At 46.9% G+C, this 23657-nt stretch carries 24 protein-coding genes; 23 read left to right on the top strand and 1 reads right to left on the bottom strand.

The genetic code is table 11. The annotated features are described in order from the left end of the window. The first annotated feature begins 145 nt into the window (after positions 1–145). From PQI28_RS15335 to rsmI, 9 genes are read left to right on the top strand one after another with little or no spacing between them, the layout of a single operon-like run. Positions 146–1564 carry an aminotransferase class I/II-fold pyridoxal phosphate-dependent enzyme gene (locus PQI28_RS15335; protein ID WP_339963806.1) on the top strand — a complete coding sequence of 473 codons (1419 nt, stop codon included), beginning with the start codon at positions 146–148 and terminating at the stop codon, positions 1562–1564. 3 nt (positions 1565–1567) lie between these two features. Further along, complete coding sequence (tmk, locus tag PQI28_RS15330; RefSeq protein ID WP_214761660.1) at positions 1568–2206, top strand: dTMP kinase; 639 nt, start codon at positions 1568–1570, stop codon at positions 2204–2206. Continuing rightward, the gene (locus PQI28_RS15325) at positions 2206–2535 is read left to right on the top strand and encodes a cyclic-di-AMP receptor (protein WP_031421800.1); all 330 of its coding nucleotides are present in this window, start codon (positions 2206–2208) and stop codon (positions 2533–2535) included. Before tmk ends, PQI28_RS15325 begins: the two co-directional genes overlap by 1 nt. Positions 2536–2549: 14 nt before the next feature. Next, positions 2550–3542 carry a DNA polymerase III subunit delta' gene (locus PQI28_RS15320; RefSeq protein WP_224863712.1) on the top strand — a complete coding sequence of 331 codons (993 nt, stop codon included), beginning with the start codon at positions 2550–2552 and terminating at the stop codon, positions 3540–3542. Positions 3543–3548: 6 nt separating this feature from the next. Next, positions 3549–4379, top strand: coding sequence for a PSP1 domain-containing protein (locus PQI28_RS15315; RefSeq protein WP_074036570.1), 831 nt, complete (start codon positions 3549–3551; stop codon positions 4377–4379). A gap of 23 nt (positions 4380–4402) precedes the next feature. Next, the gene (yabA, locus tag PQI28_RS15310) at positions 4403–4738 is read left to right on the top strand and encodes a DNA replication initiation control protein YabA (protein ID WP_012727746.1); all 336 of its coding nucleotides are present in this window, start codon (positions 4403–4405) and stop codon (positions 4736–4738) included. Between the two features lie 60 nt (positions 4739–4798). Beyond that, entirely contained in the window at positions 4799–5536 is a 738-nt protein-coding gene (locus PQI28_RS15305; protein ID WP_339963805.1) for a tRNA1(Val) (adenine(37)-N6)-methyltransferase, read from the top strand. Beyond that, positions 5529–5807, top strand: coding sequence for a GIY-YIG nuclease family protein (locus PQI28_RS15300; protein ID WP_074036574.1), 279 nt, complete (start codon positions 5529–5531; stop codon positions 5805–5807). Before PQI28_RS15305 ends, PQI28_RS15300 begins: the two co-directional genes overlap by 8 nt. Continuing rightward, complete coding sequence (gene rsmI / locus PQI28_RS15295; RefSeq protein ID WP_214786189.1) at positions 5779–6648, top strand: 16S rRNA (cytidine(1402)-2'-O)-methyltransferase; 870 nt, start codon at positions 5779–5781, stop codon at positions 6646–6648. The genes PQI28_RS15300 and rsmI overlap by 29 nt, the downstream gene beginning before the upstream one ends. A gap of 16 nt (positions 6649–6664) precedes the next feature. On the opposite strand, the gene PQI28_RS15290 is transcribed toward rsmI, so the two are convergent. Next, positions 6665–6958: an AbrB/MazE/SpoVT family DNA-binding domain-containing protein gene (locus tag PQI28_RS15290; protein ID WP_012727742.1), complete on the bottom strand. Its 294-nt coding sequence runs from the start codon at positions 6956–6958 to the stop codon at positions 6665–6667. Positions 6959–7288: 330 nt separating this feature from the next. Between PQI28_RS15290 and metG the strand changes: the two genes are divergently transcribed. From metG to PQI28_RS15220, 14 genes are all read left to right on the top strand, one after another. Further along, a complete protein-coding gene (gene metG / locus PQI28_RS15285; protein ID WP_214786191.1) occupies positions 7289–9247 on the top strand; it encodes a methionine--tRNA ligase in 1959 nt (652 codons plus the stop codon). 51 nt (positions 9248–9298) lie between these two features. After that, positions 9299–10066, top strand: a complete 768-nt coding sequence (locus PQI28_RS15280; RefSeq protein ID WP_214786193.1) for a TatD family hydrolase — start codon at positions 9299–9301, stop codon at positions 10064–10066. Next, positions 10063–11349 (top strand): ubiquitin-like domain-containing protein, encoded by a 1287-nt coding sequence (locus PQI28_RS15275; RefSeq protein ID WP_339963804.1) that lies wholly within the window; start codon positions 10063–10065, stop codon positions 11347–11349. Before PQI28_RS15280 ends, PQI28_RS15275 begins: the two co-directional genes overlap by 4 nt. Further along, positions 11342–11902: a ribonuclease M5 gene (rnmV, locus tag PQI28_RS15270; protein WP_224863722.1), complete on the top strand. Its 561-nt coding sequence runs from the start codon at positions 11342–11344 to the stop codon at positions 11900–11902. Before PQI28_RS15275 ends, rnmV begins: the two co-directional genes overlap by 8 nt. After that, positions 11899–12777 (top strand): 16S rRNA (adenine(1518)-N(6)/adenine(1519)-N(6))-dimethyltransferase RsmA, encoded by an 879-nt coding sequence (rsmA, locus tag PQI28_RS15265; protein ID WP_339963803.1) that lies wholly within the window; start codon positions 11899–11901, stop codon positions 12775–12777. Before rnmV ends, rsmA begins: the two co-directional genes overlap by 4 nt. 82 nt (positions 12778–12859) lie before the next feature. Then, positions 12860–13096 carry a Veg family protein gene (locus PQI28_RS15260; protein WP_012727736.1) on the top strand — a complete coding sequence of 79 codons (237 nt, stop codon included), beginning with the start codon at positions 12860–12862 and terminating at the stop codon, positions 13094–13096. A gap of 100 nt (positions 13097–13196) precedes the next feature. After that, positions 13197–14060, top strand: coding sequence for a 4-(cytidine 5'-diphospho)-2-C-methyl-D-erythritol kinase (ispE, locus tag PQI28_RS15255; protein WP_214761693.1), 864 nt, complete (start codon positions 13197–13199; stop codon positions 14058–14060). A 73-nt stretch (positions 14061–14133) separates the two neighbouring features. Further along, positions 14134–14958, top strand: a complete 825-nt coding sequence (gene purR / locus PQI28_RS15250) for a pur operon repressor (protein WP_012727734.1) — start codon at positions 14134–14136, stop codon at positions 14956–14958. 140 nt (positions 14959–15098) lie between these two features. Then, a complete protein-coding gene (spoVG, locus tag PQI28_RS15245) occupies positions 15099–15398 on the top strand; it encodes a septation regulator SpoVG (RefSeq protein ID WP_214761672.1) in 300 nt (99 codons plus the stop codon). Between the two features lie 184 nt (positions 15399–15582). Beyond that, positions 15583–16938, top strand: a complete 1356-nt coding sequence (gene glmU / locus PQI28_RS15240) for a bifunctional UDP-N-acetylglucosamine diphosphorylase/glucosamine-1-phosphate N-acetyltransferase GlmU (protein WP_339963802.1) — start codon at positions 15583–15585, stop codon at positions 16936–16938. Between the two features lie 45 nt (positions 16939–16983). Next, complete coding sequence (locus PQI28_RS15235; protein WP_214697188.1) at positions 16984–17940, top strand: ribose-phosphate diphosphokinase; 957 nt, start codon at positions 16984–16986, stop codon at positions 17938–17940. Between the two features lie 55 nt (positions 17941–17995). Continuing rightward, positions 17996–18553: an aminoacyl-tRNA hydrolase gene (pth, locus tag PQI28_RS15230; protein ID WP_214697190.1), complete on the top strand. Its 558-nt coding sequence runs from the start codon at positions 17996–17998 to the stop codon at positions 18551–18553. Between the two features lie 45 nt (positions 18554–18598). Continuing rightward, a complete protein-coding gene (mfd, locus tag PQI28_RS15225; RefSeq protein WP_339963801.1) occupies positions 18599–22126 on the top strand; it encodes a transcription-repair coupling factor in 3528 nt (1175 codons plus the stop codon). After that, complete coding sequence (locus PQI28_RS15220; RefSeq protein WP_224863731.1) at positions 22110–23657, top strand: polysaccharide biosynthesis protein; 1548 nt, start codon at positions 22110–22112, stop codon at positions 23655–23657. Before mfd ends, PQI28_RS15220 begins: the two co-directional genes overlap by 17 nt.

The raw sequence follows: 23657 nt of genomic DNA, 5'->3' as shown, positions 1-23657 counted from the left end.
CGGAAGTTAAGCGTCTCAGCGCCGAAAGTAGTTGGGGGATCTCCCCCTGTGAGGATAGGACGTTGCCAGGCAACAACGCAGTAGACGATCAAGCATATGCTTGATCGTCTTTTTTTCATAGTCAATAGTTAAGGAGGAATAACAGATGGCTCCTTCTCGGAAAAATCCTTTTACATTTCTAGAGACTCTAGAACAGCATGTGAGTGAACATCGCGTATCCTTTCACGTCCCCGGACATCATAATGGTACCGTGACTGATCATACGTTACCGAGTGCATTTGCCAAGGTGATGCCATATGACCTGACAGAACTAGCACATTTAGATGATTTACATGACGCTTCTGGTATTATCGATCAAGCAGAAAAAGCATTGGGTGAACTGTATGAAAGTAAAAGTAAGTGGCTCGTCAATGGTTCAACTGTTGGAAATTGGAGCATGCTTGCGGCAACTGTAAAACGTGGTGAGCGAGTATACGTTCAACGAAACTCACATAAGTCGGTCTGGAACGCAATTGAATGGTTAGGGTTAAAACCAATCCTATTAACACCTACAATTGAACGTGGTACAGGAATTCCAACCGTGGTGACATTAGAAACGATTGAACAGGCTGTTCAAGAATTCCCGGGAGGACGAGCCGTCATGTTAACGTCTCCTACGTACTATGGAGACATGGCCGATATTCGTGCGATTTCAAATTATTTGTCTTCACTTGAGATTCCATTACTCGTCGATGAAGCACATGGTGCCCATTTAATTCATCCTAAATTGCTTCAGCGTTCTGCGATTTTTGAGGGAGCGAGTGCAGTTGTACAGTCTGCACATAAAACGCTACCTGCATTGACGATGGGAGCTTGGATTCACTATAAAGAAGACATCGATGAAATTCGGTTAAAGCATGCATTATCTTCATTTCAGACATCAAGTCCTTCTTATCTTATTATGGCTTCATTAGACTATGCACGGTCCTATTTAGAAAGTCTAACGGACGAAGCATGGTCTTCTATTCAAAAGAGTCATGCTCATTTTGTACTTGAGCTGAAGCGTGCAGGTTTTACTGTCAAAGTGGGGGACGATTTTACGAAAGTAACGGTCATGACGTATCCGAAAAATGGATTAGTCTTTAGTGAACATCTTGCATCAATCGGAATCGATATTGAATTAGCTGCAGTGGATCATGTGTTATTCTGTTTGCCATTAAGGGAAATAACAAAGCAGGAAATTGAGCATTGGATTAAATTAATTAAAAAAGCCGCTACACATGTGCCAATCATTGATGAGGATGAAACGATTTTTCCTTTCCCTCAAACACAACGTGTATCTGAACTTTATACGTTAATAGGGGATGAGCAAGTACGACGTGTATCCTTCAATCAGGCAATCGGATGTGTTTCAGCAGAAACGGTGATTCCATATCCACCAGGAATTCCATGGATTCTAAAAGGAGAGCGGATTACTGAGGAAAAAATACGAGTGCTCCTAGAGTGGATTTCCTTAGGGAGGAAGCTTCAAGCAAGTAAGCATGTTATGATAAAGCAAATTGACGTTATTGTAGAGGAGTTTTAAAAAGTGAGCGGAATGTTTATAACGGTTGAAGGACCAGATGGATCAGGTAAGTCTACACAACTTCAACTATTAGTCGAGAGTCTAAAACAAAAAGGATATGACATCGTTGTAACCCGTGAACCTGGAGGAACAACGGTGGGCAATCAAATCCGCGAAGTCTTATTATCCCCGGATCATCATGAGATGACGCCACGAGTGGAAATGATGCTTTATGCTGCTTCACGAGCACAAAATGTGGAACAAGTGATTCGTCCGGCATTGGAGCGAGGAGCAATTGTTCTGTGTGATCGCTTCATCGATGCATCTATTGCCTATCAAGGATACGGTTTACAATATGACCTTGATCAAATACAGTCGCTGAATGAATGGGCAACGAACGGTTTGACACCGGATTTGACTTTTTTGTTTGACTTGAGCCCTGAAAGAGCGAGTGCACGAATGAAAGATCGAGGGCAACTCGATCGGATTGAAAGTCGTGATCAAGCGTTCCATGAGCGTGTTTACGAAGGATTTCAAACGTTACTCAAACAGTACCCAGAACGAATCATCCGAATCGATGCCGATCAATCGATTGAATGTATTCAAGATGAGGTACTCGATTATACAATAGAACGATTACAACAAGGAGGCGTACAACAATGATGAAAATGGTAATTGCAATTGTACATGATAAGGATAGCGCACGTTTGTCTGACGCATTGGTCGAACAAGATTTTCGTGCAACGAAATTAGCTACAACAGGCGGATTTTTAAAAGAAGGGAATACAACGTTTATGATGGGTATTCCACAGGAACGTCTCGATGATTTAATGGATGTGATTCAATCGAACTGTTCGAGTCGCGATCAAATGATTACACCAATCTCTCCAATGGGAGGACATGCTGACTCGTATATTCCTTATCCGGTCGAAGTACAAGTTGGAGGTGCGACTGTATTCGTCTTGCCGATTGAAGGATTCCATCAGTTTTAATGGGAGTTGGGCATATGCGTTTTCAGGAATTAAATGAGTCGCAAACAGTTGTTGCTCGAATCATTCAAAATTCAATCATTTCGAATAAAGTTGGGCATGCGTACATCTTTTCGGGCGATTATGAACCATACTTAATTGAAACAGCCACATTGTTTGCGAAAGCCTTGTTTTGTGAATCCCCACAAGGAGCAGAACCGTGTGGAGTGTGTCGAAATTGTCGACGCATGGATTCAAAAAACATTGTTGACTATATCGAAGTAGAGCCGGACGGAGCTAGCATTAAAAAAGAACAGATTCAACAACTACTCAGCGACCTATCATTACGAGGTGCTGAAGGAGATCGCCAAGTGTATGTCATCCATCAAGCTCATAAGATGACGACTCAAGCGGCAAATAGTTTATTGAAGTTCTTTGAGGAACCAGGTGTGGGAAAACTTGCTATTTTGGTGACGACACAACCACAGTTACTTCTTCCAACGATTCGTTCGCGAGCTCAACAACTTGCTTTTCGCCCGATTGACCGCGCGAAGTTAGCACAAACGATGTCAGAAGAATTGTCGTGTACGTACGATTTGGCTTACCTTGCTTTAACCGTTTATCCAAAATGGGATGATGCGAAAGAAGCAGTTGAGCAGGAGTGGTTTGTACAGGCGTATGGGCTAGTGGTACAATTAATTGAAGTATTGACGAAACGACCTCAAGAGTTGCTCTTGTTCGCCCAGGAAAAATGGTTAGGACATTTTAAAGGACGAAATGAGTTACGAGTTGGCCTCGAATTATTCGAACATTGGTTAGAGGAGGCACTTCATCTCAAAGTGCGAGATACGTATACTCCAAAGCTATTTAAGAACGAGGCGGCTTTATATAACGCATTTATTCAGAATCGATCTGTCTCTAAACTCACACATGCAATTGAAAGTGTGCATGCGGCAATTCGACGTCTCGAGGCAAACGTCAATCCTCAATTAACTTTCGAACGACTTTCGTTCGATTTGCAGAAAGGATAGAAGCGCGTGCTTGAAGTAGTTGGAGTCCGCTTTAAAGAAGCGGGAAAAATCTATTACTTTTCACCAGGCGATGCAACGCTTAAACGTGGGGAACATGTCATCGTTGAAACGGTACGTGGCATTGAGTATGGCGAAGTCGTCCAAGTCGATAAAAAGCTCGGCGAAGATGAAGTCGTCATGCCGTTGAAGACAATCCTTCGCGTCGCGGACCAAAAGGATGCGGATATCGTACGCGATAATCGACTGGCAGCCGTTGATGCTCACGCCGTCTGTGAAGAAAAAATTCGAGAACATCAATTAGACATGAAGTTAGTCGATGTTGAGTATACATTTGATCGCAATAAAGTGATCTTTTATTTTACTGCCGAGGGTCGCGTCGACTTTCGAGAATTGGTAAAGGACTTGGCTAGCGTGTTTCGGACACGGATCGAACTCCGACAAATCGGTGTTCGTGACGAAGCGAAGCTACTAAGTGGGATTGGACCATGTGGTCGAGTTCTTTGTTGTTCGTCATTTCTTGGGGAGTTTGAACCAGTTTCCATCAAAATGGCCAAAGACCAGAATCTTTCGTTAAATCCGAATAAAATTTCTGGAGTGTGTGGTCGTTTGATGTGCTGTTTAAAATATGAGAATGACACATACGAAGAATTAAAACGCGATTTACCAGACGTCGGCAAGCGAATCAAAATTCCAGAAGGTGATGGTCGTGTAATCGGTCTCAACATTTTGGACCAACTTATTCAAGTTGAACTTCACGATCGGACGCGTGTCGTCACATATACGATTGATGAACTTGTTGAAGTGGGTGCGATTAAACGAAAACCGTCAAAACAGTGATGGGGTGCTGAGCAGTGGAAAGAATGGACAAAAAAGAAGTGATGATGCGTGTAGATGCGATCGAGCAACAGATGCAACTCTTAACGGAGCACTTAGGCGTATTAAAAGAACAGCTCGCCTATTTGCTTGAAGAGAATCAGCATATGTATCTAGAGAATCATCACTTGCGCGAAAAAGTCGAACAATTGGCAGAAGTTGATACGACAAATGGTGATTCACAAATCGCATTGTCTGGAAAAGGGCAGAACAATTTGGCTGCTCTGTATCAAGAAGGATTCCATATTTGTAACCTCCATTACGGACAGGTACGAAAAGATGGGGATTGTCTCTTCTGTTTGTCGATGCTCAATAAACATTAATACGGGGCGATAGATAGGGATTCCCTATCCGTCGCCTTTCTTTTATAGAAGGAGGAAACAATGGTAACGATAAAGGATGGAGAGCGCCTTGATGATCTGCTTGGACGCCCTGGCAAGATTATTCAAAGTGACGATGTGTTCTCGTTTTCATTAGATGCGGTACTACTGGCGGAGTTTGTATGGGTACCGATTCAAAAAGGGCAATTGGTCGATTTGTGCGCCGGTACGGGAGCAATCCCACTTTTCTTGTCGTATCGTACAAAAGGAACGATTACAGGTGTAGAGATTCAATCGAAACTCGTCGATATGGCGAATCGAAGCATGGCGGTCAATCGCCTCGAAAATCGAATTCAAGTTGTAGAGGGGGACGTCAAAGCGGCAGCGGCACAACTCGGGCACGCTCGTTATGATGTGGTCACGTGTAATCCCCCATATTTTCTAGCAAATGAAACGTCATTACGGAATCAAAACGAACATCATACCATTGCACGCCATGAGGTGTTGTGCACGTTAGAAGATTGTATTAAAACGGCTAGTCAACTCGTCAAACCAGGAGGGAAAGTGGCGTTCGTGCATCGGCCAGAACGTTTACTCGATATCCTGACATTGATGCGTACCTACCGAATTGAACCGAAGCGAATGCAGCTCGTATATCCGAAAGCTGGACGCGAAGCGAATACGTTATTAATCGAGGGATCGAAAGATGGAAAAGCAGGTCTTAAAATTTTACCACCATTTGTTGTATATGAAGAAGACGATACGTATACGGAAGCGATGCGAGCCATTCTCGATGCCTAAACATTATACGTATATCGTGGAATGTCAGGACGGGACGTATTATACAGGCTATACAACGAACGTGGAAAAGCGAATCATTGCACATAATGCTGGGAAAGGGGCGAAGTATACGAAAGCTCGACTTCCCGTACGACTTCGGTATGTGCAATCGTTCGATACGAAACGGGAGGCCATGCAATACGAATGGTCCATTAAACAATTGACCCGCGCGCAAAAAGAGAAGTTGATGGAGGGGACGACTAATGAATTCACAGAAGAGTTATCAAACTGAACAACCAACGTTGTATGTCGTACCAACGCCAATCGGCAATTTGGAAGATATGACATATCGAGCGGTGCGAACGCTTCAAGAAGTGGATTTAATCGCAGCGGAAGACACTCGCCAAACGATGAAGCTTTGTCGCCACTTTGAAATTCCAACAAAACTGATTAGCTATCATGAACACAACAAAGAAGTAAGTGGACCGAGACTGATTGAAGATCTCTTGGCTGGAAAGTCAGTTGCGGTTGTTTCGGATGCTGGAATGCCTGGTATTTCAGATCCGGGGAGTGATCTCGTACGGTTAGCCATCGAGACAAACATTCCAGTGGTCGTCTTACCAGGTGCCAATGCAGCACTTACGGCGTTGGTTGCTTCAGGTCTTCCGACAGAACGTTTCCTCTATTACGGTTTTTTACCACGTAAAAAGAAAGATCGCGTCGATGTCCTCGAGTCGATTCGATATGAGCAGGGTACGATTATTTTCTATGAAGCCCCTCATCGATTAAAGGAGATGTTAACGGCGATTCGACAAGTGTTTGGTAACCGTCAGCTTGTATTAGGTAGAGAGTTAACCAAAACGTTCGAAGAGTTTTTGAGAGGATCAGTCGATGAAGCGTTACAGTGGTGCGAAGGTGAAGTACGCGGAGAGTTCGTCGTTCTTGTGAGCGGTGCGACAGAAGCGGCACCTACGACAATGTGGTGGGAAGCGCTCTCTGTCTATGAACATGTTGTTCATTATATAGAAGAGGGATTGAAGCCAAACGCGGCCATTAAACAGACCGCAAAAGATCGTGGTGAATCACGAAACGATGTCTATGATGCGTATCATCAACTGCACAAAAAAGAGTAAGCAAGGAAATCCTTGCTTACTCTTCGCTGTAGTAGTTTTCGAGCATGTTCTTCAATTCAACGAGAACACGTTGTGCACCTTCTGGTGACAAGATAAGTTTGCCATCTGCCAATTTGAAGTTATCGTCTGATACTTCACCTGTAACTTGGCAAGTCATGTTTGGCTTATATTTTTTCAAAACGATTTGATCGTTGTCGACGTAAATCTCGAGAGCATCTTTTTCTGCGATCCCAAGTGTACGGCGCAATTCGATTGGAATAACGACACGACCAAGCTCATCAACCTTACGAACAATACCTGTAGATTTCATTTGTGTTTCCTCCTCCAATGGTGTCGAAATCTCGTGGTGACATGAATCGTCAAAATTCGACAATGTGACTACAGCAAAAAGCATACTAAACTTTCCAATTGCAGTCAACTGCTTACTATCTGGAAAAGCAATTTTTCGAAATTTGTCGAATCAAGAGCGATATATACCTAAATTTCCCCGATAGTTTGAACTTGAAACAAAGAAAGGGTATTTTTGGAACATTTATGACGAATTAAACGCAAAATAATTCCAAACAATTAGGTTTGGAAATTCTTTTGTCGAACCGTGTATAATGAGAATTGCATATGTCGAAAGGATGGAGAATAAATCATGGCGAAGCCGACTTTTTATATTACAACCCCAATTTATTATCCGAGTGCAAAATTGCATATCGGACACGCATATACCACGGTAGCAGGTGATGCGGTTGCTCGCTACAAACGTTTAAAAGGATTTGACGTCCGCTATTTGACGGGAACGGATGAGCATGGTCAAAAGATTCAAGAAAAGGCGAAAGAAGCAGGCGTGACGCCACAAGCTTTCGTCGATGAAGTTGTCGAAGAAATCAAAGTCCTATGGGACCGTCTTGAGATCTCATACGATGATTACATCCGTACGACAGAAGACCGTCATAAGAAGGTTGTCGAACACGTCTTTGAAACGTTACTTAAAAATGGAGACATTTATCTTGGTGAATACGAAGGATGGTATTCTGTACCAGATGAGACGTATTATACAGAGTCTCAGCTTGTCGATGGAAAAAGTCCTGACAGCGGACATCCGGTCGAGCTCGTGCGCGAAGAGTGCTATTTCTTCCGTCTCAGCAAATATGCGGATCGCTTGATTGAATATTTCGAGTCACATCCTGATTTCATTTTGCCAGAATCTCGTAAGACAGAGATGATCAATAACTTCTTGAAGCCAGGTCTTCAAGATTTAGCTGTATCACGTACGACGTTTGATTGGGGCGTACAAGTCCCATCGAATCCAAAACACGTTGTTTACGTATGGGTCGACGCGCTCACGAACTATATCTCGTCACTCGGGTACGGGACAGACAACGACGAGCTCTTCAATCGCTATTGGCCGGCTGATGTCCATTTAGTCGGAAAGGAAATCGTTCGTTTCCATACGATTATTTGGCCAGCTCTCTTGATGGCGCTTGACCTTCCGTTACCAAAACAAGTGTTTGCGCATGGTTGGTTGCTCATGAAAGACGGGAAGATGTCGAAATCAAAAGGAAACGTGGTGGATCCGATTCCGTTGATTGACCGCTACGGATTGGATTCTGTTCGTTACTACCTTCTTCGTGAAGTACCATTCGGAGCAGACGGTACGTTCACACCGGAAGCGTTCGTCGATCGCTTGAACTTTGATTTAGCGAACGATCTCGGGAACTTATTGAATCGTACCATCGCGATGATTAAAAAGTATTTCGATGGGAATATCCCGGCGTACACCGGAAATGTCACAGCGTTTGATGACGCGTTATTGAGCATGGTGAAAGAAACGACTCGTAAAACAGAAGAAGCCATGGAACACATGGAGTTTTCGGTCGCCCTCACAAACATCTGGCAACTCGTCAGCCGTGCGAATAAATATATTGATGAGACGCAGCCGTGGGTACTCGTGAAAGATGAATCGAAACGCGAAGAACTCGCTTCTGTCATGACACACCTCGCGGGCGTACTTCGTCACGTTGCCATCATGATTCAACCGTTCATGACACGTGCACCGAAAGAAATGTTCCGTCAACTCGGACTCGAAGGGGAAGACATGTCTTGGGAAGCGTTAGAGACGTTTGCCGACTTCAATAACGCTGTCGTGACAGACGGGACACCAATCTTCCCACGTCGTGACGTGAAGGAAGAAGTGGATGCGATCCAAGAAATGATGCGTCAAGCATCGAAAGCGCGGATTGAGGAAACGGAGACAGCGACAGAAGAAGTCGATGAAGACGTTCGTCCTGAAATCACGATCGATGTCTTTGATCAGGTCGAATTCCGTGTCGGTCAAATCGTAGAAGCCGATAAGATCAAAAAAGCGAAAAAACTGTTGAAACTTCAAGTTGATCTCGGGAAAGAGACGCGTCAAATCGTGTCAGGTATTGCTGAATGGTATGCCCCTGAAGATTTAGTTGGCAAGAAAGTGATTGTTGTCGCAAACTTGAAACCAGTCAAGCTCCGTGGAGAATTATCACAAGGGATGATTTTAGCTGCGGACCGTGACGGCAAGTTAGAACTTGCGACAGTCTCTGATCAAATGCCGAACGGTGCCATCGTCAAATAATGAAATGGGGGAGACCACGGTCTCCCTCTCTTTTTCTAAGGAGGAACCAAGATGTTGATTGATACACACACGCACATTAATGCGGAGCAGTTCAATGAAGATGTGGAGGAGACGATTGAGCGGGCAAGAGAAGCCGGCGTTTCTCCGCTACTCGTCGTCGGATTTGATACGCCGACCATCGACCGAGCCATCGAGCTAGCCGAAACATATGAAGACATCTATGCCATCGTCGGATGGCACCCGGTCGATGCGATCGACTGTACGGATGCGGATTTAGAACGGATCGAGACACTCATGAGTCACCCAAAAGTGATGGCACTCGGTGAAATCGGTCTCGACTATCATTGGGATAAGTCACCGAAAGATGTACAACAGCGCCTATTCCGTCAACAGATTGCCATCGCGAAACGGACAAATATGCCAATCGTCATCCATAACCGCGAAGCAACGGCAGACGTGCTCGATATTTTGGAAGAAGAACATGCAGAGGAAGTCGGTGGGGTCTTCCATAGTTACAGCATGTCAGTAGAACTTCTCCCTCGTTGCCTAGACTTGAACTTCTATATTTCTTTAGGAGGACCGGTCACGTTTAAAAATGCGAAAGTTCCAAAGTTAGTCGCACAAGAAGTACCGTTAGATCGTCTTCTTGTCGAAACGGACTGCCCATACTTGACGCCAACTCCGTTCCGCGGAAAACGAAACGAACCGGCCTATGTGAAGTACGTTGCGGAAGAAATCGCGTCACTTCGAGACATCTCGTATGAGGAGTTGGCAGAAGCGACGACGGTCAACGCGAAGAAACTGTTCCGCCTCCCATGATCAAGCGTGTATTCGCCAGTATAGGCGTGATTGTGACTGCGTCTGTCGCATACGTCATGTTGCAACCTGAACCAATCAAGGTCATCGATGACGGCGTGGTAATTGAGCATGAGACACGGGCCGATTCCGTCCTCGAGGTACTCGAGGAATTGAATATCACGTTAGACGAAACGGATTATGTTACTCCGGCATTGAGCGAGGACGTTCCGGAAGATCGTCTCATTCGAATCGAACGTTCACATGAGGTCTCGCTTCAAATCGGATACGGACAAACAGAAGTCATTCAAACGAGAGAGCGGACCGTAGAGGATGTTTTACTGCGGTACGGGGTGACTGTACGAGACGGAGATACGGTTTATCCGTCTGTACGTACTGCTGTGACGAATGGGATGACAATTCGCTACCAGCCTGTTGTTGGAGTCAATTTAATCGTCGGGCAAGATGCGTCAACCATCTATACGATGGCAACGGATGTAGCACAGTTACTGAGGGAAGCGAATGTTGACGTGACAGAACGTGACACGGTGCTACCAGACGCATCGACACCGATACGGGAAGGAATGACGATTACGGTCAATACGAATCGTGATGTCGTTCAATACGAGAGTCAATTGATTCCGTACGATATGGTCGAGGAAGAAGACGACACGCTTGAAGAAGGTGTGAAGCAAACCGTGCAGGTCGGAGTTCCTGGACTCGAACGGACAAGGTATGCACTTACTGTGGAAAATGGTACAATTACAAATCGTACGAAAACGGATGTCGAGACGTTACGTAAAGCAATGCCACAGATTATCAAAGTCGGGACGAAAAAGGTCACAGAGCCCGTTACAGAGCCTACGACAGCGGACGAGTCGAGCCCATTCATCCCGGAAGCTGAAGTCGAGATAGCAGAGCCACCGAAAACGGACGATGTGTTAGATTTCTCATCCGCGAAGCAGTTACTCGTAGAAGCAACAGCTTATACGAACAATCCAGAAGACACGGTGACGTATGACGGACGAGTACTGACAAGAAGCGGTTATGATGTGACGGATACGATTCTCTTCGAGGGCATGCGCATCATCGCCGTCGACCCGGCCATCATTCCTCTCGGTACCCGCGTGTATGTGGAAGGGATTGGCATGGCGATTGCGCTAGATACGGGAAGTGCGATCAAAGGTCAAAAAATCGACATCATGATGGATGAGTTGGAGGAGGCTGTGACGTTTGGTCGCAAGCCGCTTACCATCTGGGTCATTCCAAAGCAGGAAGAAGAGAAAGAAGGAACAGACAATGCGTGAGAAAATACAAGAAATCATCGTCGTAGAAGGGCGTGACGATACGGCACGACTTCAGGAAGTGTTTGAGGTCGATACGATTGAGACGAATGGCTCTGCCGTATCCGATCAGACGATTGAACGAATTCGCCGTGCGCAAGAGAAGCGTGGGGTCATCATTTTGACCGATCCGGATTATCCGGGAGACCGTATTCGAGCAATCGTCGAAGAGAGGGTCAAAGGGTGTAAACATGCCCATCTGCCACGTGCTGAGGCAAAAGGAAAACGTGGGAAAATCGGAGTGGAACATGCGAGCCCGGAGTCGCTTCGCCGTGTTTTACGCGCCGTGTTTGAACCACGTGTTGAAACGAACCAGCCGATTGTCACGCGAAAAATGGTGTTAGACGCGGATTTGATCGGTGGAGAAGCAGCAGCGAAACGTCGGAAGCGACTCGGTGTATTGCTTCGAATCGGCGAGCCGAATGCGAAACAATTCGTGAAACGAGTCGAAGCACTCGGCGTCACAGTCGAAGAGTGGGAGCAAGCACTTGCTCAATTAGAGGAGGAACAGGGTTGAAAGATATTGCAACAATCCAACGAACGAAAGCCATTTTAGAGCGACATGGTTTTTCATTTAAAAAATCGCTCGGTCAAAACTTTTTAATCGATTTAAACATTTTAAGTAAGATTGTCGGTGCGGCGGAACTCAGCGAATCGAGCGGTGTGCTCGAAATCGGTCCTGGAATCGGATCGTTGACAGAACAATCGGCCAAGCGTGCCAAGAAAGTCGTAGCGCTTGAGATTGACCAGCGTCTTTTGCCGATTCTGGAAGATACGATGTCTCCGTATCCTCACGTGAAAGTCATCCATGGAGATGCTTTAGAATTAAATTTACGCGAGATTGTGGAACAGGAATTTTTGAAAGAAGGCATTGAAGACATCTCGGTTGTTGCCAACTTACCATACTATGTCACCACACCGATTATCATGCGATTGCTTGAAAGTGGTGTGAAATTCCGCTCGCTCGTGATGATGATTCAAAAAGAAGTGGCAGAACGGATTGGGGCAAAACCTGGGACGAAGGCGTACGGTTCGCTATCGATTGCGATTCAGTATTATGCAGAGGCCGAAGTCAGTTTTGTCGTTCCAAAGAACGTGTTTATTCCGGCACCGAACGTCGATTCGGCAGTAATTACACTCCGTATGCGCAAAGAGCCGGCGGTGCAGGTGAAAGACGAAGCCTTTTTCTTTGATATCGCACGCGCAAGCTTCGCACAACGCCGTAAAACCATTCTGAACAACTTAACAAACTATATTGGAAAAGAACAAAAAGTCGAACTTGAACGCGCGCTTCATGAGGCAGGAATCGATCCGAAACGTCGGGGAGAGACGTTAAGTCTAGAAGAATTCGCACGATTGTCTGACACAATTTTACCACTTAAAAATAGTTGACGACCTTAAAACGAGTCGTTATAATATTAAACTTTATTTTCATATTCAATTATGCTATACTTGTAACAGTGAGGTGAAGCGTATGCCAAAGACGTTACAAGAAATCAGACAGAAACTCGAATCGCATGTTGGTGAACGATTGACGTTGAAAGCAAACGGCGGTCGTAAGAAAGTCGTTACTCGGTTTGGAACGCTCGTTGAGACATATCCTGCGGTGTTCGTTGTGAAATTGGATGAAGACCTGCATAATGTAGAACGTGTCTCGTATAGCTACGCTGATGTCCTAACGGATACAGTTAAAATTGAATTCGGCAATTGATTTATAAATGAGGGGCGGATGCATTGGCAGCTGCTTCTTTTTTTGTGCGCCTGTTTACGGTACAATGTCGAACAGGAGACAAATGGGAAGGGTGAACGTGATGCGCACGATCAGTGTGAAAGCGCCGGCAAAAATTAATTTGACGCTCGATGTCCTCGGAAAGCGTCCGGACGGCTATCATGAAGTAGAAATGGTAATGACGACAGTCGATTTAGCAGACCGCTTAGAGTTGACGATTTTAGATTCGGATGAGATTCGGATTCAATCAGAGCACGCCTATGTGCCGAATGATCATCGGAACTTGGCATATCGTGCAGCAGAGTTGTTGCGGGAACGTTTTAATATTCAACAAGGTGTGGAGATTGTACTCGATAAACAAATTCCAGTGGCAGCTGGGCTTGCTGGTGGCTCGAGTGATGCGGCGGCGACGCTTCGTGGGATGAACGAGTTATTCTCTTTAAACTTGTCATTAGAGGAGCTAGCAGAGCTCGGTGCGGAGATTGGGTCTGACGTTTCATTTTGTGTCATCGGTGGGACAGCCATTGCTCGAGGTCGTGGTGAACAGTTAGAAATGATTCCGGCACCGCCGCCATGCTACGTCGTACTCGGAAAGCCCAAGCTAGGAGTATCGACTGCAGATGTGTATCGCGCCGTGCGTATGGATGAAGTTCATCATCCGAACACAGGTGCCATGGTAGAAGCGATTCGTCAAAAAGATTTTCATGGGATTTGCGAAAATCTTGGAAACTCGCTCGAGAGTGTGACGCTCAAGCTTCATCCGGAAGTGAAACAAATCAAAGAAACGATGCGGCATTGTGGGGCAGAAGGTGTTCTCATGAGCGGTAGTGGACCGACTGTCTTTGCGCTCATTGAGCATGAGCAAAAGGCTCATCGCATCTATAATGGTCTAAAAGGATTTTGCCCAGAAGTGTTCGTCGTTCGGATTCTCGGCAAAAGACATTGAACAAAAACGAATGAAAGTGATATATTCTCAATAGAACATTCGTTTATTATTGAAGATGTGAAGGAGAATCCGTATGAAAATTCGTAGAAGTGGTCGTCTCGTCGATATGACCCGTTATTTGCTTGACCATCCGCATCAGCTTGTCTCGTTGTCGATGTTTTCAAGTCGCTATAAAGCTGCAAAGTCGTCAATCAGTGAAGACCTTGTCATCGTAAGTGAAATGCTGTCTCATGACGGGATCGGAAAGCTTGTGACCGTTCCTGGTGCAGCGGGCGGCGTCATGTTTATCCCAGGCTGGAGTAAAGAAAAATCGCTTGAGATGATTGATACGCTCTGTGAGCAATTATCAAAACCGGAGCGTCTCTTACCTGGGGGCTATCTCTACCTCACAGATGTACTAGGCAATCCGAGTCAGGTGAAACCGATGGGACAAGTCTTTGCGTCTGTATTCGCCGATCGTAAAGTCGACGTGGTCATGACGATTGCGACGAAAGGAATCCCCCTTGCTTATGCCGTCGCAGAACAATTAGGTGTACCATTCGTCATCGTTCGTTCAGATAGTCGTGTAACGGAAGGATCGACGGTCAGTATCAATTATGTATCAGGTTCTTCGAAGGCGATTCGCACAATGGCGCTCGCACGTCGTAGCCTGCCACGTGGGGCGAACGTGCTCTTGATCGATGACTTCATGAAAGCGGGGGGAACGATTCGGGGGATGATGAGTCTCTTGAATGAATTCGAAGCAAACCTTGCGGGTGTTGGTGTCTTGATGGAAGCAGAGGGCGCCGAGAAGAAGATGGTCAGCGAATACGTCAGCTTGATGAAATTGACGAACGTCGACCCAGATGAAGGTCTTGTCACCATTTCACGGGGGAATGTGGAACAGTTCCTAAAATGATTGGCAAAATTTTGATTTCGATTTATGATTAGAGGGTATAGAGTTATCAATATCGAGTCATGACGTTCGTTCGAAACCAACTGAACCTTACAGAAGACCACACCATGGCATAGACAACGATGAAAAAGGGGATGCGAAACATGCAGATCACAGACGTAAAAATTCGCAAAGTCGCGACAGAAGGCAGAATGAAAGCGTTGGCCTCAATCACACTTGACCATGAATTCGTTGTACATGACCTTCGAATCATCGAAGGGAGTAGCGGTCTATTTGTCGCCATGCCGAGCAAACGGACACCAGAAGGTATTTTTCGGGACATCGCGCATCCGATTAACGGGGAGATGCGACAGAAAGTTGAAGCGGCTGTATTGGAAACCTATTCCAATATGGAAGTGGATGTACTGGACCCTCAGCACGTGTCGTACGGCACGAATGAATGACAGCAAACAGCGGTTAGGTTACCTACCGCTGTTTTTTTGCGTTTCATTGGTTAAGGAATGGTACAACTATTGAAACGAAGGCATGGTTTCGATATAGTAGAAACGGTGTAAATAGGATTTAGTTGCAGAAAAGCCGAACTATACAGACCAATCACAGCTGTTGTGAGATAGGAGCGAATGAAGAATGGAGCGTTTTGCAGTCATTTTGGCAGCAGGAAAAGGGACGCGAATGAAGTCAAAGCTTTATAAAGTACTTCATCCGGTTCTAGGAAAACCGATGGTCGAGCACGTTGTCGACCAGTTAGACCAAATCGGTGTCAGTCGTCAAATCGTAATCGTTGGCCATGGGGCGGAAGCGGTACAAGATACGCTCGGCACACGAGTGGAATATGCAGTCCAAGAAGAACAACTTGGAACAGGGCATGCTGTTCAAATGGCAGAAGCAGAGCTTGCGGGTAAAGCAGGGGCGACACTTGTCGTCTGTGGAGATACACCGTTACTAACGGCAGAAACGTTAGAAGCCCTTCTCGCTCATCACGAAGCGCAACAAGCGAAAGTTACAGTGCTGACCGCGATTGCAGACGATGCGACAGGATACGGTCGTGTCGTTCGTGGTGAAGATGGGAACGTGACGAAAGTCGTTGAGCATAAAGATGCTTCTGAGACAGAACTTGCCATCAATGAAATCAATACGGGAACGTACGTGTTCGATAACGAGTTATTGTTCGACGCGCTCAAACAAGTCGGAAACAATAACGCGCAAGGCGAATACTATTTGCCTGACGTCATCTCGATTGCAAAAGAAGCTGGCGAAGTTGTCGCAGCACATACGGCGCCAACGTTTGATGAGACAATCGGGGTCAATGACCGCGTTGCCTTGTCACAGGCGGAAGCAATCATGCGCAAACGTACGAACGAACGTCTCATGCGTGAAGGCGTCACGTTCATGGACCCGGCATCGACGTACATTTCTCCAGATGTGATGATTGGTTCGGATACAATCATCTATCCGGGTACGGTTATCCTTGGGAAGACGACAATTGGTTCGGAATGTGTCATCGGACCGAACTCAGATATCCGCAATAGTGTGATTGAAGATCATGCTGTCGTGCGTCAATCTGTCGTGACAGATAGCAAAATCGGTGAAGCGGCTCAGGTCGGACCGTTCGCTCACTTGCGCCAACAAGCTGTACTTGGTGCGAACACACGCGTCGGAAACTTCGTCGAGATTAAAAAATCGTCGTTTGGTGACGGTGCGAAAGCTTCGCACTTGAGCTACATCGGGGATGCGTCAATCGGCGAACGTGTCAACTTAGGTTGTGGATCAATCACGGTAAACTATGACGGCAAGAACAAGTTCGAGACAGTGGTAGAAGACGATGCGTTCGTCGGCTGTAACGTCAACTTGATTGCCCCGGTAAAAGTCGGAAAAGGTGCGATTGTCGCAGCCGGTTCGACGATTACGAATGACGTACCGGAAGAGGCGCTCGCGATTGCACGTGAACGCCAAACGAATAAAGAAGGTTACACGAAACGATAACTTGCTGCCAATCATTATGGAAAACGATGGAGGAGAATCCTAAACATGTCTACTGTATACGAACGAGAAATTCGTCTATTTAGCTTAAACTCGAACCGCCCGCTTGCTGAAGAAATCGCGAAAGAAATTGGTGTCCCGCTCAGTGATTGCCAAGTCAAACGTTTCAGCGACGGTGAACTCTATATCAACATCGAGGAAAGTGTTCGTGGAGATGATGTGTATGTCATCCAATCAACAAGCTCACCTGTAAACGAAACGCTCATGGAATTGCTCGTCATGATTGATGCACTCAAACGTGCTTCTGTCCGTACGATCAACATCGTGATGCCGTATTACGGATATGCACGTCAAGACCGTAAAGCACGCTCGCGTGAGCCGATCACGGCGAAACTTGTCGCTGACCTTTTGACAGTAGCAGGTGCGACACGCGTCATCACAATGGACTTGCATGCAGCGCAAATCCAAGGATTCTTCAATATTCCGGTTGACCAATTACTCGGTGTGCCGCTCATCTCGACGTACTTTGAAACAGAAGAGTTTCAAGCGAAAGATATCGTGGTTGTCTCTCCAGACCACGGTGGCGTGACACGTGCACGTAAATTGGCAGAACGTTTGAAAGCTCCGATTGCCATCATTGATAAGCGTCGTCCGAAAGCGAACGTCGCTGAAGTGATGAACATCGTCGGAAGCGTTGAAGGGAAAACAGCAATTTTGATTGATGATATCATCGATACAGCGGGAACGATCACGCTTGCAGCGGATGCAATCGTCCAAGCTGGCGCGAAAGAAGTGTATGCGTCATGTACGCACCCAGTCCTTTCTGGTCCAGCGATGGAGCGTATCGACAACTCATCAATCAAAGAATTGGTTGTTTTAAATACAATCGATTTGACGGGTCGTCCATGCTCGAGCAAAATCAGACAGATGTCGGTTGCCCATTTGCTTGGGGAAGCGATCATGCGTGTCCACGAGCACAAATCGGTCAGTACCCTATTCGATTAAAAAACGAGGCCCGGAGGCATTCGCCTTTGGGCTTTTTTGTTCAGGAGGAAATGATATGAAATGCATCGTCGGTCTTGGAAACCCTGGTAAAAAGTTTGAGATGACCCGACATAACATCGGTTTTTTGGCAATTGATCGCCTCGCTGAAAAGCATGGGATCTCGCTGAATGAAGCGAAGTTTAACGCCCTTATGGGAACGGGAAGAATCAATGGTGAACGCGTTGTACTTGTTAAACCCCTTACGTATATGAACTTATCGGGTGAAGCCGTCCGTCCAATTTTAGATTATTATAAGATTGAGATTGACGATTTACTTGTCATCTATGACGATTTGGATATGGTGCCAGGAAAACTGCGCTTCCGTCCGAAAGGGAGTGCAGGTGGTCACAACGGAATCAAATCGCTCATTCAACATTTAGGGACTGCAGAATTCAAGCGATTAAAACTTGGGATTGGACGTCCTCCTCATCCGATCAAAGTCGTCGACTGGGTGTTGATGAACTATCGGAAAGAGGACTTGCCGGAGTTGAACGAAACACTCGACAACGCCGTAACCGCAGCCACTGATTTCGTAGATACAGATTGGCTAGCGCTGATGAATCGATACAACTAAAGGGTCATAGCACCCTTTTTTGTCGTATGAGTTGGAGGAAAACAAATGAATGCTTTAGAGAGATTTATGGTGGCGCTCCCGGAGACGAACGTGATTCGTGAGCGGCTACAAAAAGTAGATCGTCAATTGGTGACGGGACTGACGACAAGCGCGAAAGCTCTCGTCCTCGCAGGACTTGTGAAATCGTCATCGAGACGTCTCGTCGTCGTGACGCATAACATGTATCAAGCACAAAAGATGTTCGATCAACTCGAATCACTCATCGGACCGGACAAAACATTGCTTTATCCGATTGATGAGACGCTGGCCGCTGAACTGTCGCTGACGTCTAGTCCTGAGCTGTTGGCCGCTCGAATCGATGCCCGTACTCGTCTCCTTGATCAAACAGGAGGCGTCGTTGTCGTGCCGCTCGGTGGATTACGACGCTATATGCCGAGCCCGGAGGCGTGGCAACATAGTCGCGTCATGCTAAAGCCGGGAAGTGATCTCGAGTTGGCAGACTTTGCGAAGCAATTGACAGATATGGGGTATGAACGAACAGCGACCGTGACGACGCCTGGCGAATTTTCCGTACGAGGCAGTATTTTGGATGTCTACCCGCTCACAGAAGCGCGTCCGTATCGGATTGATTTATTTGATACCGAGATCGATTCTATTTTCACGTTCGATGCCGAGACGCAACGTTCGCTCGGTGTGGTAGGGGAAGTGTGTATCACGCCTGCCACCGAGTTCATCGCCACTGACGATCAGTTGAAACAAGCCGGGCATTCACTCCGAAAGCAATATGACCGAACCGTCGAGTTGATTGAGAACGAAGTGATTCGTCAAGCGCTTGAGGAAGGAGTCGTAACGGACATCGAGCGCTTAGAGCGTGGTGATTTCCCGGATAAAGTTGGAAAGTATTCGCCACTCCTTTATACATCGACGCTCTTAGACTATGTTGGCAAAGACGCCGTCCTTATTTTAGATGAAGTGGCGCGAATCGATGATGCCGCGGACGTACAGGAGCGGGAAGAGGCGGAATGGTTCTCTTCATTCATCGAAAAAGGGGAGGCGGTCAGCAATTACACGCTTGCTGTCCCGATGCACAAAGTGTTTCGTGACTTGAAACAAGTAGCGTTCTCGCTACTTCCATCTCGTCGCTCCGGGATTCCGGAAACCGCGACGGTACATTTGAGCTGTCGTCCACTCCCGGCATTTCATGGGCAGATGCATCTGTTAAAGCAAGAAGTGGAACGCTGGCAACAAGGGGATCAACGCATTGTCGTGCTTGCGGGAGACAAGTCACGCGCGGACAAGATTGAAGCGCTCCTTTCAGACTACGGCATTCATTCAACGTTCACGAATGTCGATGGAGAATTAGAGCCGAGACGCGTATCCGTCATCATCGGTCAAATCGAAGGTGGGTTTGAATTGTCGACGAGTCGTCTCGTCGTCGTATCAGAAGAGGAATTGTTTAAACGTGTGACGAAACGAAAGCGTCAGACGAAGAACTTAACGAACGCAGAACGGATTAAGAGCTATCAAGAGTTGAAGCCGAACGACTATGTCGTCCATGTGCATCATGGGATTGGGAAGTATTTAGGCATTAAAACCATCGAGGTCGGAGGGATTCATCAGGACTATCTCCATCTCGTGTATGCCGGTGATGATGCGCTCTATGTGCCGGTCGATCAAATTGATCTCGTTCAAAAATATGTCGGCGCCGAAGGGAAAGAACCGAAGATTTATAAACTCGGAGGCACCGAGTGGAAGAAAGTTAAATCGAAAGTCGCCAAGTCGGTTGAAGATATCGCAGATGAGCTCATTAAATTATATGCGGCACGAGAAGCTTCGGTCGGATTTGCGTTTCCACCGGATGATGAAGAGATGGGGCAATTTGAATCCTCCTTCCCTTATGCTGAGACAGAGGACCAGGTCCGCTCAATTGCTGAGATTAAAGCAGACATGGAACGTTCACGTCCGATGGATCGACTTTTATGTGGAGATGTCGGCTATGGGAAAACGGAAGTGGCAATCCGAGCGGCATTCAAGGCGGTGCTCGCCGGAAAACAAGTCGCGTTTCTCGTCCCGACGACCGTCCTCGCCCAACAACATTATGAAACGATGCTCGAGCGATTCAGTGAATTTCCGATTAACGTTTCTGTCATGAGTCGTTTCCGCTCAAAGAGTGAGATGACTGCGACGAAGAAGGGCTTGAAGGAAGGGACGATTGATATCGTCGTCGGGACACACCGAGTGTTGTCAAAAGACGTGACGTTCGCGAACCTCGGTCTCGTCATCATCGATGAAGAGCAACGGTTCGGCGTCAAGCATAAAGAGCGTCTGAAGCAATTGAAGACGAACATCGACGTACTCACGTTGACGGCTACTCCGATTCCGCGAACGCTTCACATGTCGATGATTGGAATCCGCGACTTATCTGTGTTAGAAACACCACCAGAGAACCGCTACCCGGTTCAGACGTATGTTATGGAATATGACGGCATCGTCTTGCGTGAAGCGTTAGAGCGTGAACTTGCTCGTGGAGGACAGGCGTTCTTCCTCTACAACCGTGTCGAAGGCATCGAGCGGAAAGCGGAAGAGATTCGGGCCCTATTGCCTGAGGCACGTATCGCGACAGCACACGGGCGTATGACCGAGAGCGAACTCGAGAGCCAATTGATCAGTTTCCTTGAAGGGGAAGCGGATATTTTAGTCTCGACGACGATTATCGAGACGGGAATCGACATTCCAAACGTCAATACACTCATTGTCCATGATGCTGACAAGATGGGACTTTCCCAACTGTATCAACTTCGTGGTCGAGTCGGACGTTCGAATCGAATTGCGTATGCTTACTTCACGTATCGAAAAGATAAGCGCTTGACCGAAGTGGCAGAAAGTCGTCTTCAAGCCATTAAAGAATTCACCGAACTCGGAAGCGGCTTTAAGATCGCGATGCGCGACTTGTCGATTCGAGGTGCCGGTAACTTGCTAGGTGCACAACAATCTGGATTCATCGATTCAGTCGGTTTCGACCTGTATTCTCAAATGCTCTCCGAAGCAATCGAGGAACGGAAAGACCGGATGCGTGGACAGGCGAAACAAGTCGTCTTCAAGCCGGAAATCGCCTTCCAAGCGGATGCCTACATCCCGGACGACTATTTGTCGGATAGCGAACTGAAGATTGAGATGTACAAGCGTTTCAAATACGTCGATACACCAAACGCGTTGTTTGCCTTGCAAGACGAATTGATTGAGCGATTTGGGGAATTCCCAGAACCAGTCGCCCTTCTCATTCAGCTGACACGTCTACGGATTTACGGAGAACTGGCGAAAGTGAGCCGAATCAAACAAACGCCTGGACGGATTGAAATTGTCTTATCGAAAGATTCGACGACAGCCCTCGATGTACCATCCTTTATGGAATGGACGATGCCGCTCGGTCGTAAACTAGGAATCGGTCAAGAAGACGGAGCCTTGAAATTGTCACTCAGTGGTCGAATGCCACTCACAGAGCTCTTGAATGATGCCGATACTGTATTAGAAGAACTGACGAAGCGGTTGGTGGGCGATGCGGTCGCCAAGTAAGTTTGCACAAGGAGTCGTCCTGTTCGCCCTTGCCGGTTATGTCTCTAAACTGATCAGCTTCGCGTATCGCGTCCCATATCAAAACTTGGCGGGTGACTTTGGACTCTATGCTTATCAAACCGTCTATCCGTTCGCTGCGATTGTCGCATCGCTCGGAATTTATGCGATGCCGGTAGTCATTGCAAAAATAGGAGTCGGCGCGAAGGGGTCGAACCAGAAGCTAGAAGTGTTATGGAGCAGTTTTTATGCGTTGCTTCTTCTTTCTATCACGCTTGTTGTCACGATGTGGATCTTCGCCCCGACACTCGCGATGTGGCTCGGGGATGAACAGTTAGCCCCGGCGCTTCGCGTAATCAGTTTGAGTTACTTACTCATGCCGGCGTCCGCCGTGTTACGTGGTGCCTTTCAATCAAGGGATGATTTACGACCGAGCGCGTGGTCGCAAGTGTTAGAAAATTTTGTACGCGTGACGGTCATGCTGTCGCTCTTATGGATTGGCGTACGTCTTGGAAAAGATGCATACACGCTCAGTCAATACGCGTATGGCGCGACGCTTGTCGGTGGGGTTGTGGCGATTGCCTTTTTAATCTATCAGGCGCGCGGCCTACGAATCGTAAAAGTACGACGTGTCACGTTTCAACATGGATTGCGTCTATTGTTGACGACAGGGCTCGCGGTCGGATTTGCCTCGCTTGGAATCTTATGGATGCAACTCGTCGACTCCTTTACAATCGTCAATTTAATGGGGGGGACGTACGAGGCGAAAGTGAGCAAAGGCGTGTTCGACCGGGGATACCCACTTGTCCAATTTGCAATCCTGTTCGCAACGACCATCGGTATGGCCAACGTCCCAACACTCGTCCGACACTATCGAGCGGGACATCTGCAAAAAACGACACAAGGGCTCCGTTCGATGATTCGGGTGACAACAGCCATTGCGGGTGCTGCGACCGTCGGATTGATGGGGGTGATGTTTTTCTTAAACGTTGCCTTGTTTGAAGATGGGTCAGGTACGCGGGCGCTCGTGTTATTGGCAACGAGTACGTTTGCGGCATCGTTAGCGATTGCAAGCATGACTTGCCTTCAAGCAATCGACCGTGAATGGATTGCGGCTCGCAGTATGATTGTCGCGATTTTGGCAAAAGGTGTCGTAAACGTGGGGCTTGTCCCCTTCTATGGGATTGAAGGGGCGGCCATCGGTACCTCACTCGGCTTTTTGGCGATGGCGTTCTATAACTTTCGGGCGCTCGACCGTTCGATTCCGCTCGGGTCGTTTCGGTCGAAGCATTACAAATCGCTATCGAAAGCGCTGGTGCCCATGTTATTACTCGTTGCCGTGTTAAACTGGGTTGGTCAGATGTGGGTCGATTCGCGAATCGCAGCCTTCGGATGGTTAATCGGGATGGTATGTAGCGGAGCCGTCCTTTATATATGGAGATTATGGAGCACGCGAATGCTATCACTTGCGGAATGGGAGTTCATCCCGTTCGGTGGTCGCCTCCTCGATGTGCTCGAAAAAAAGGAGAACTAG

Origin of the sequence: Exiguobacterium sp. USCH10 (assembly GCF_037619445.1) — a bacterium.
GTDB classification, from domain to species: Bacteria; Bacillota; Bacilli; order Exiguobacteriales; family Exiguobacteriaceae; genus Exiguobacterium; species Exiguobacterium aestuarii_A.
This window is presented reverse-complemented; position numbering and strand designations above follow the sequence as displayed.

Excerpts from the sequence above, each read along its gene's own strand:
- PQI28_RS15335 (WP_339963806.1), top strand. The coding sequence starts at position 146 with ATGGCTCCTTCTCGGAAAAATCCTTTTACATTTCTAGAGACTCTAGAA.
- PQI28_RS15325 (WP_031421800.1), top strand. The coding sequence starts at position 2,206 with ATGAAAATGGTAATTGCAATTGTACATGATAAGGATAGCGCACGTTTG.
- PQI28_RS15320 (WP_224863712.1), top strand. The coding sequence starts at position 2,550 with ATGCGTTTTCAGGAATTAAATGAGTCGCAAACAGTTGTTGCTCGAATC.
- yabA (WP_012727746.1), top strand. The coding sequence starts at position 4,403 with ATGGACAAAAAAGAAGTGATGATGCGTGTAGATGCGATCGAGCAACAG.
- PQI28_RS15305 (WP_339963805.1), top strand. The coding sequence starts at position 4,799 with ATGGTAACGATAAAGGATGGAGAGCGCCTTGATGATCTGCTTGGACGC.
- PQI28_RS15300 (WP_074036574.1), top strand. The coding sequence starts at position 5,529 with ATGCCTAAACATTATACGTATATCGTGGAATGTCAGGACGGGACGTAT.
- rsmI (WP_214786189.1), top strand. The coding sequence starts at position 5,779 with ATGAATTCACAGAAGAGTTATCAAACTGAACAACCAACGTTGTATGTC.
- PQI28_RS15290 (WP_012727742.1), bottom strand. The coding sequence starts at position 6,958 with ATGAAATCTACAGGTATTGTTCGTAAGGTTGATGAGCTTGGTCGTGTC.
- metG (WP_214786191.1), top strand. The coding sequence starts at position 7,289 with ATGGCGAAGCCGACTTTTTATATTACAACCCCAATTTATTATCCGAGT.
- PQI28_RS15280 (WP_214786193.1), top strand. The coding sequence starts at position 9,299 with ATGTTGATTGATACACACACGCACATTAATGCGGAGCAGTTCAATGAA.
- PQI28_RS15275 (WP_339963804.1), top strand. The coding sequence starts at position 10,063 with ATGATCAAGCGTGTATTCGCCAGTATAGGCGTGATTGTGACTGCGTCT.
- rnmV (WP_224863722.1), top strand. The coding sequence starts at position 11,342 with ATGCGTGAGAAAATACAAGAAATCATCGTCGTAGAAGGGCGTGACGAT.
- PQI28_RS15260 (WP_012727736.1), top strand. The coding sequence starts at position 12,860 with ATGCCAAAGACGTTACAAGAAATCAGACAGAAACTCGAATCGCATGTT.
- ispE (WP_214761693.1), top strand. The coding sequence starts at position 13,197 with ATGCGCACGATCAGTGTGAAAGCGCCGGCAAAAATTAATTTGACGCTC.
- purR (WP_012727734.1), top strand. The coding sequence starts at position 14,134 with ATGAAAATTCGTAGAAGTGGTCGTCTCGTCGATATGACCCGTTATTTG.
- spoVG (WP_214761672.1), top strand. The coding sequence starts at position 15,099 with ATGCAGATCACAGACGTAAAAATTCGCAAAGTCGCGACAGAAGGCAGA.
- glmU (WP_339963802.1), top strand. The coding sequence starts at position 15,583 with ATGGAGCGTTTTGCAGTCATTTTGGCAGCAGGAAAAGGGACGCGAATG.
- PQI28_RS15235 (WP_214697188.1), top strand. The coding sequence starts at position 16,984 with ATGTCTACTGTATACGAACGAGAAATTCGTCTATTTAGCTTAAACTCG.
- pth (WP_214697190.1), top strand. The coding sequence starts at position 17,996 with ATGAAATGCATCGTCGGTCTTGGAAACCCTGGTAAAAAGTTTGAGATG.
- mfd (WP_339963801.1), top strand. The coding sequence starts at position 18,599 with ATGAATGCTTTAGAGAGATTTATGGTGGCGCTCCCGGAGACGAACGTG.
- PQI28_RS15220 (WP_224863731.1), top strand. The coding sequence starts at position 22,110 with ATGCGGTCGCCAAGTAAGTTTGCACAAGGAGTCGTCCTGTTCGCCCTT.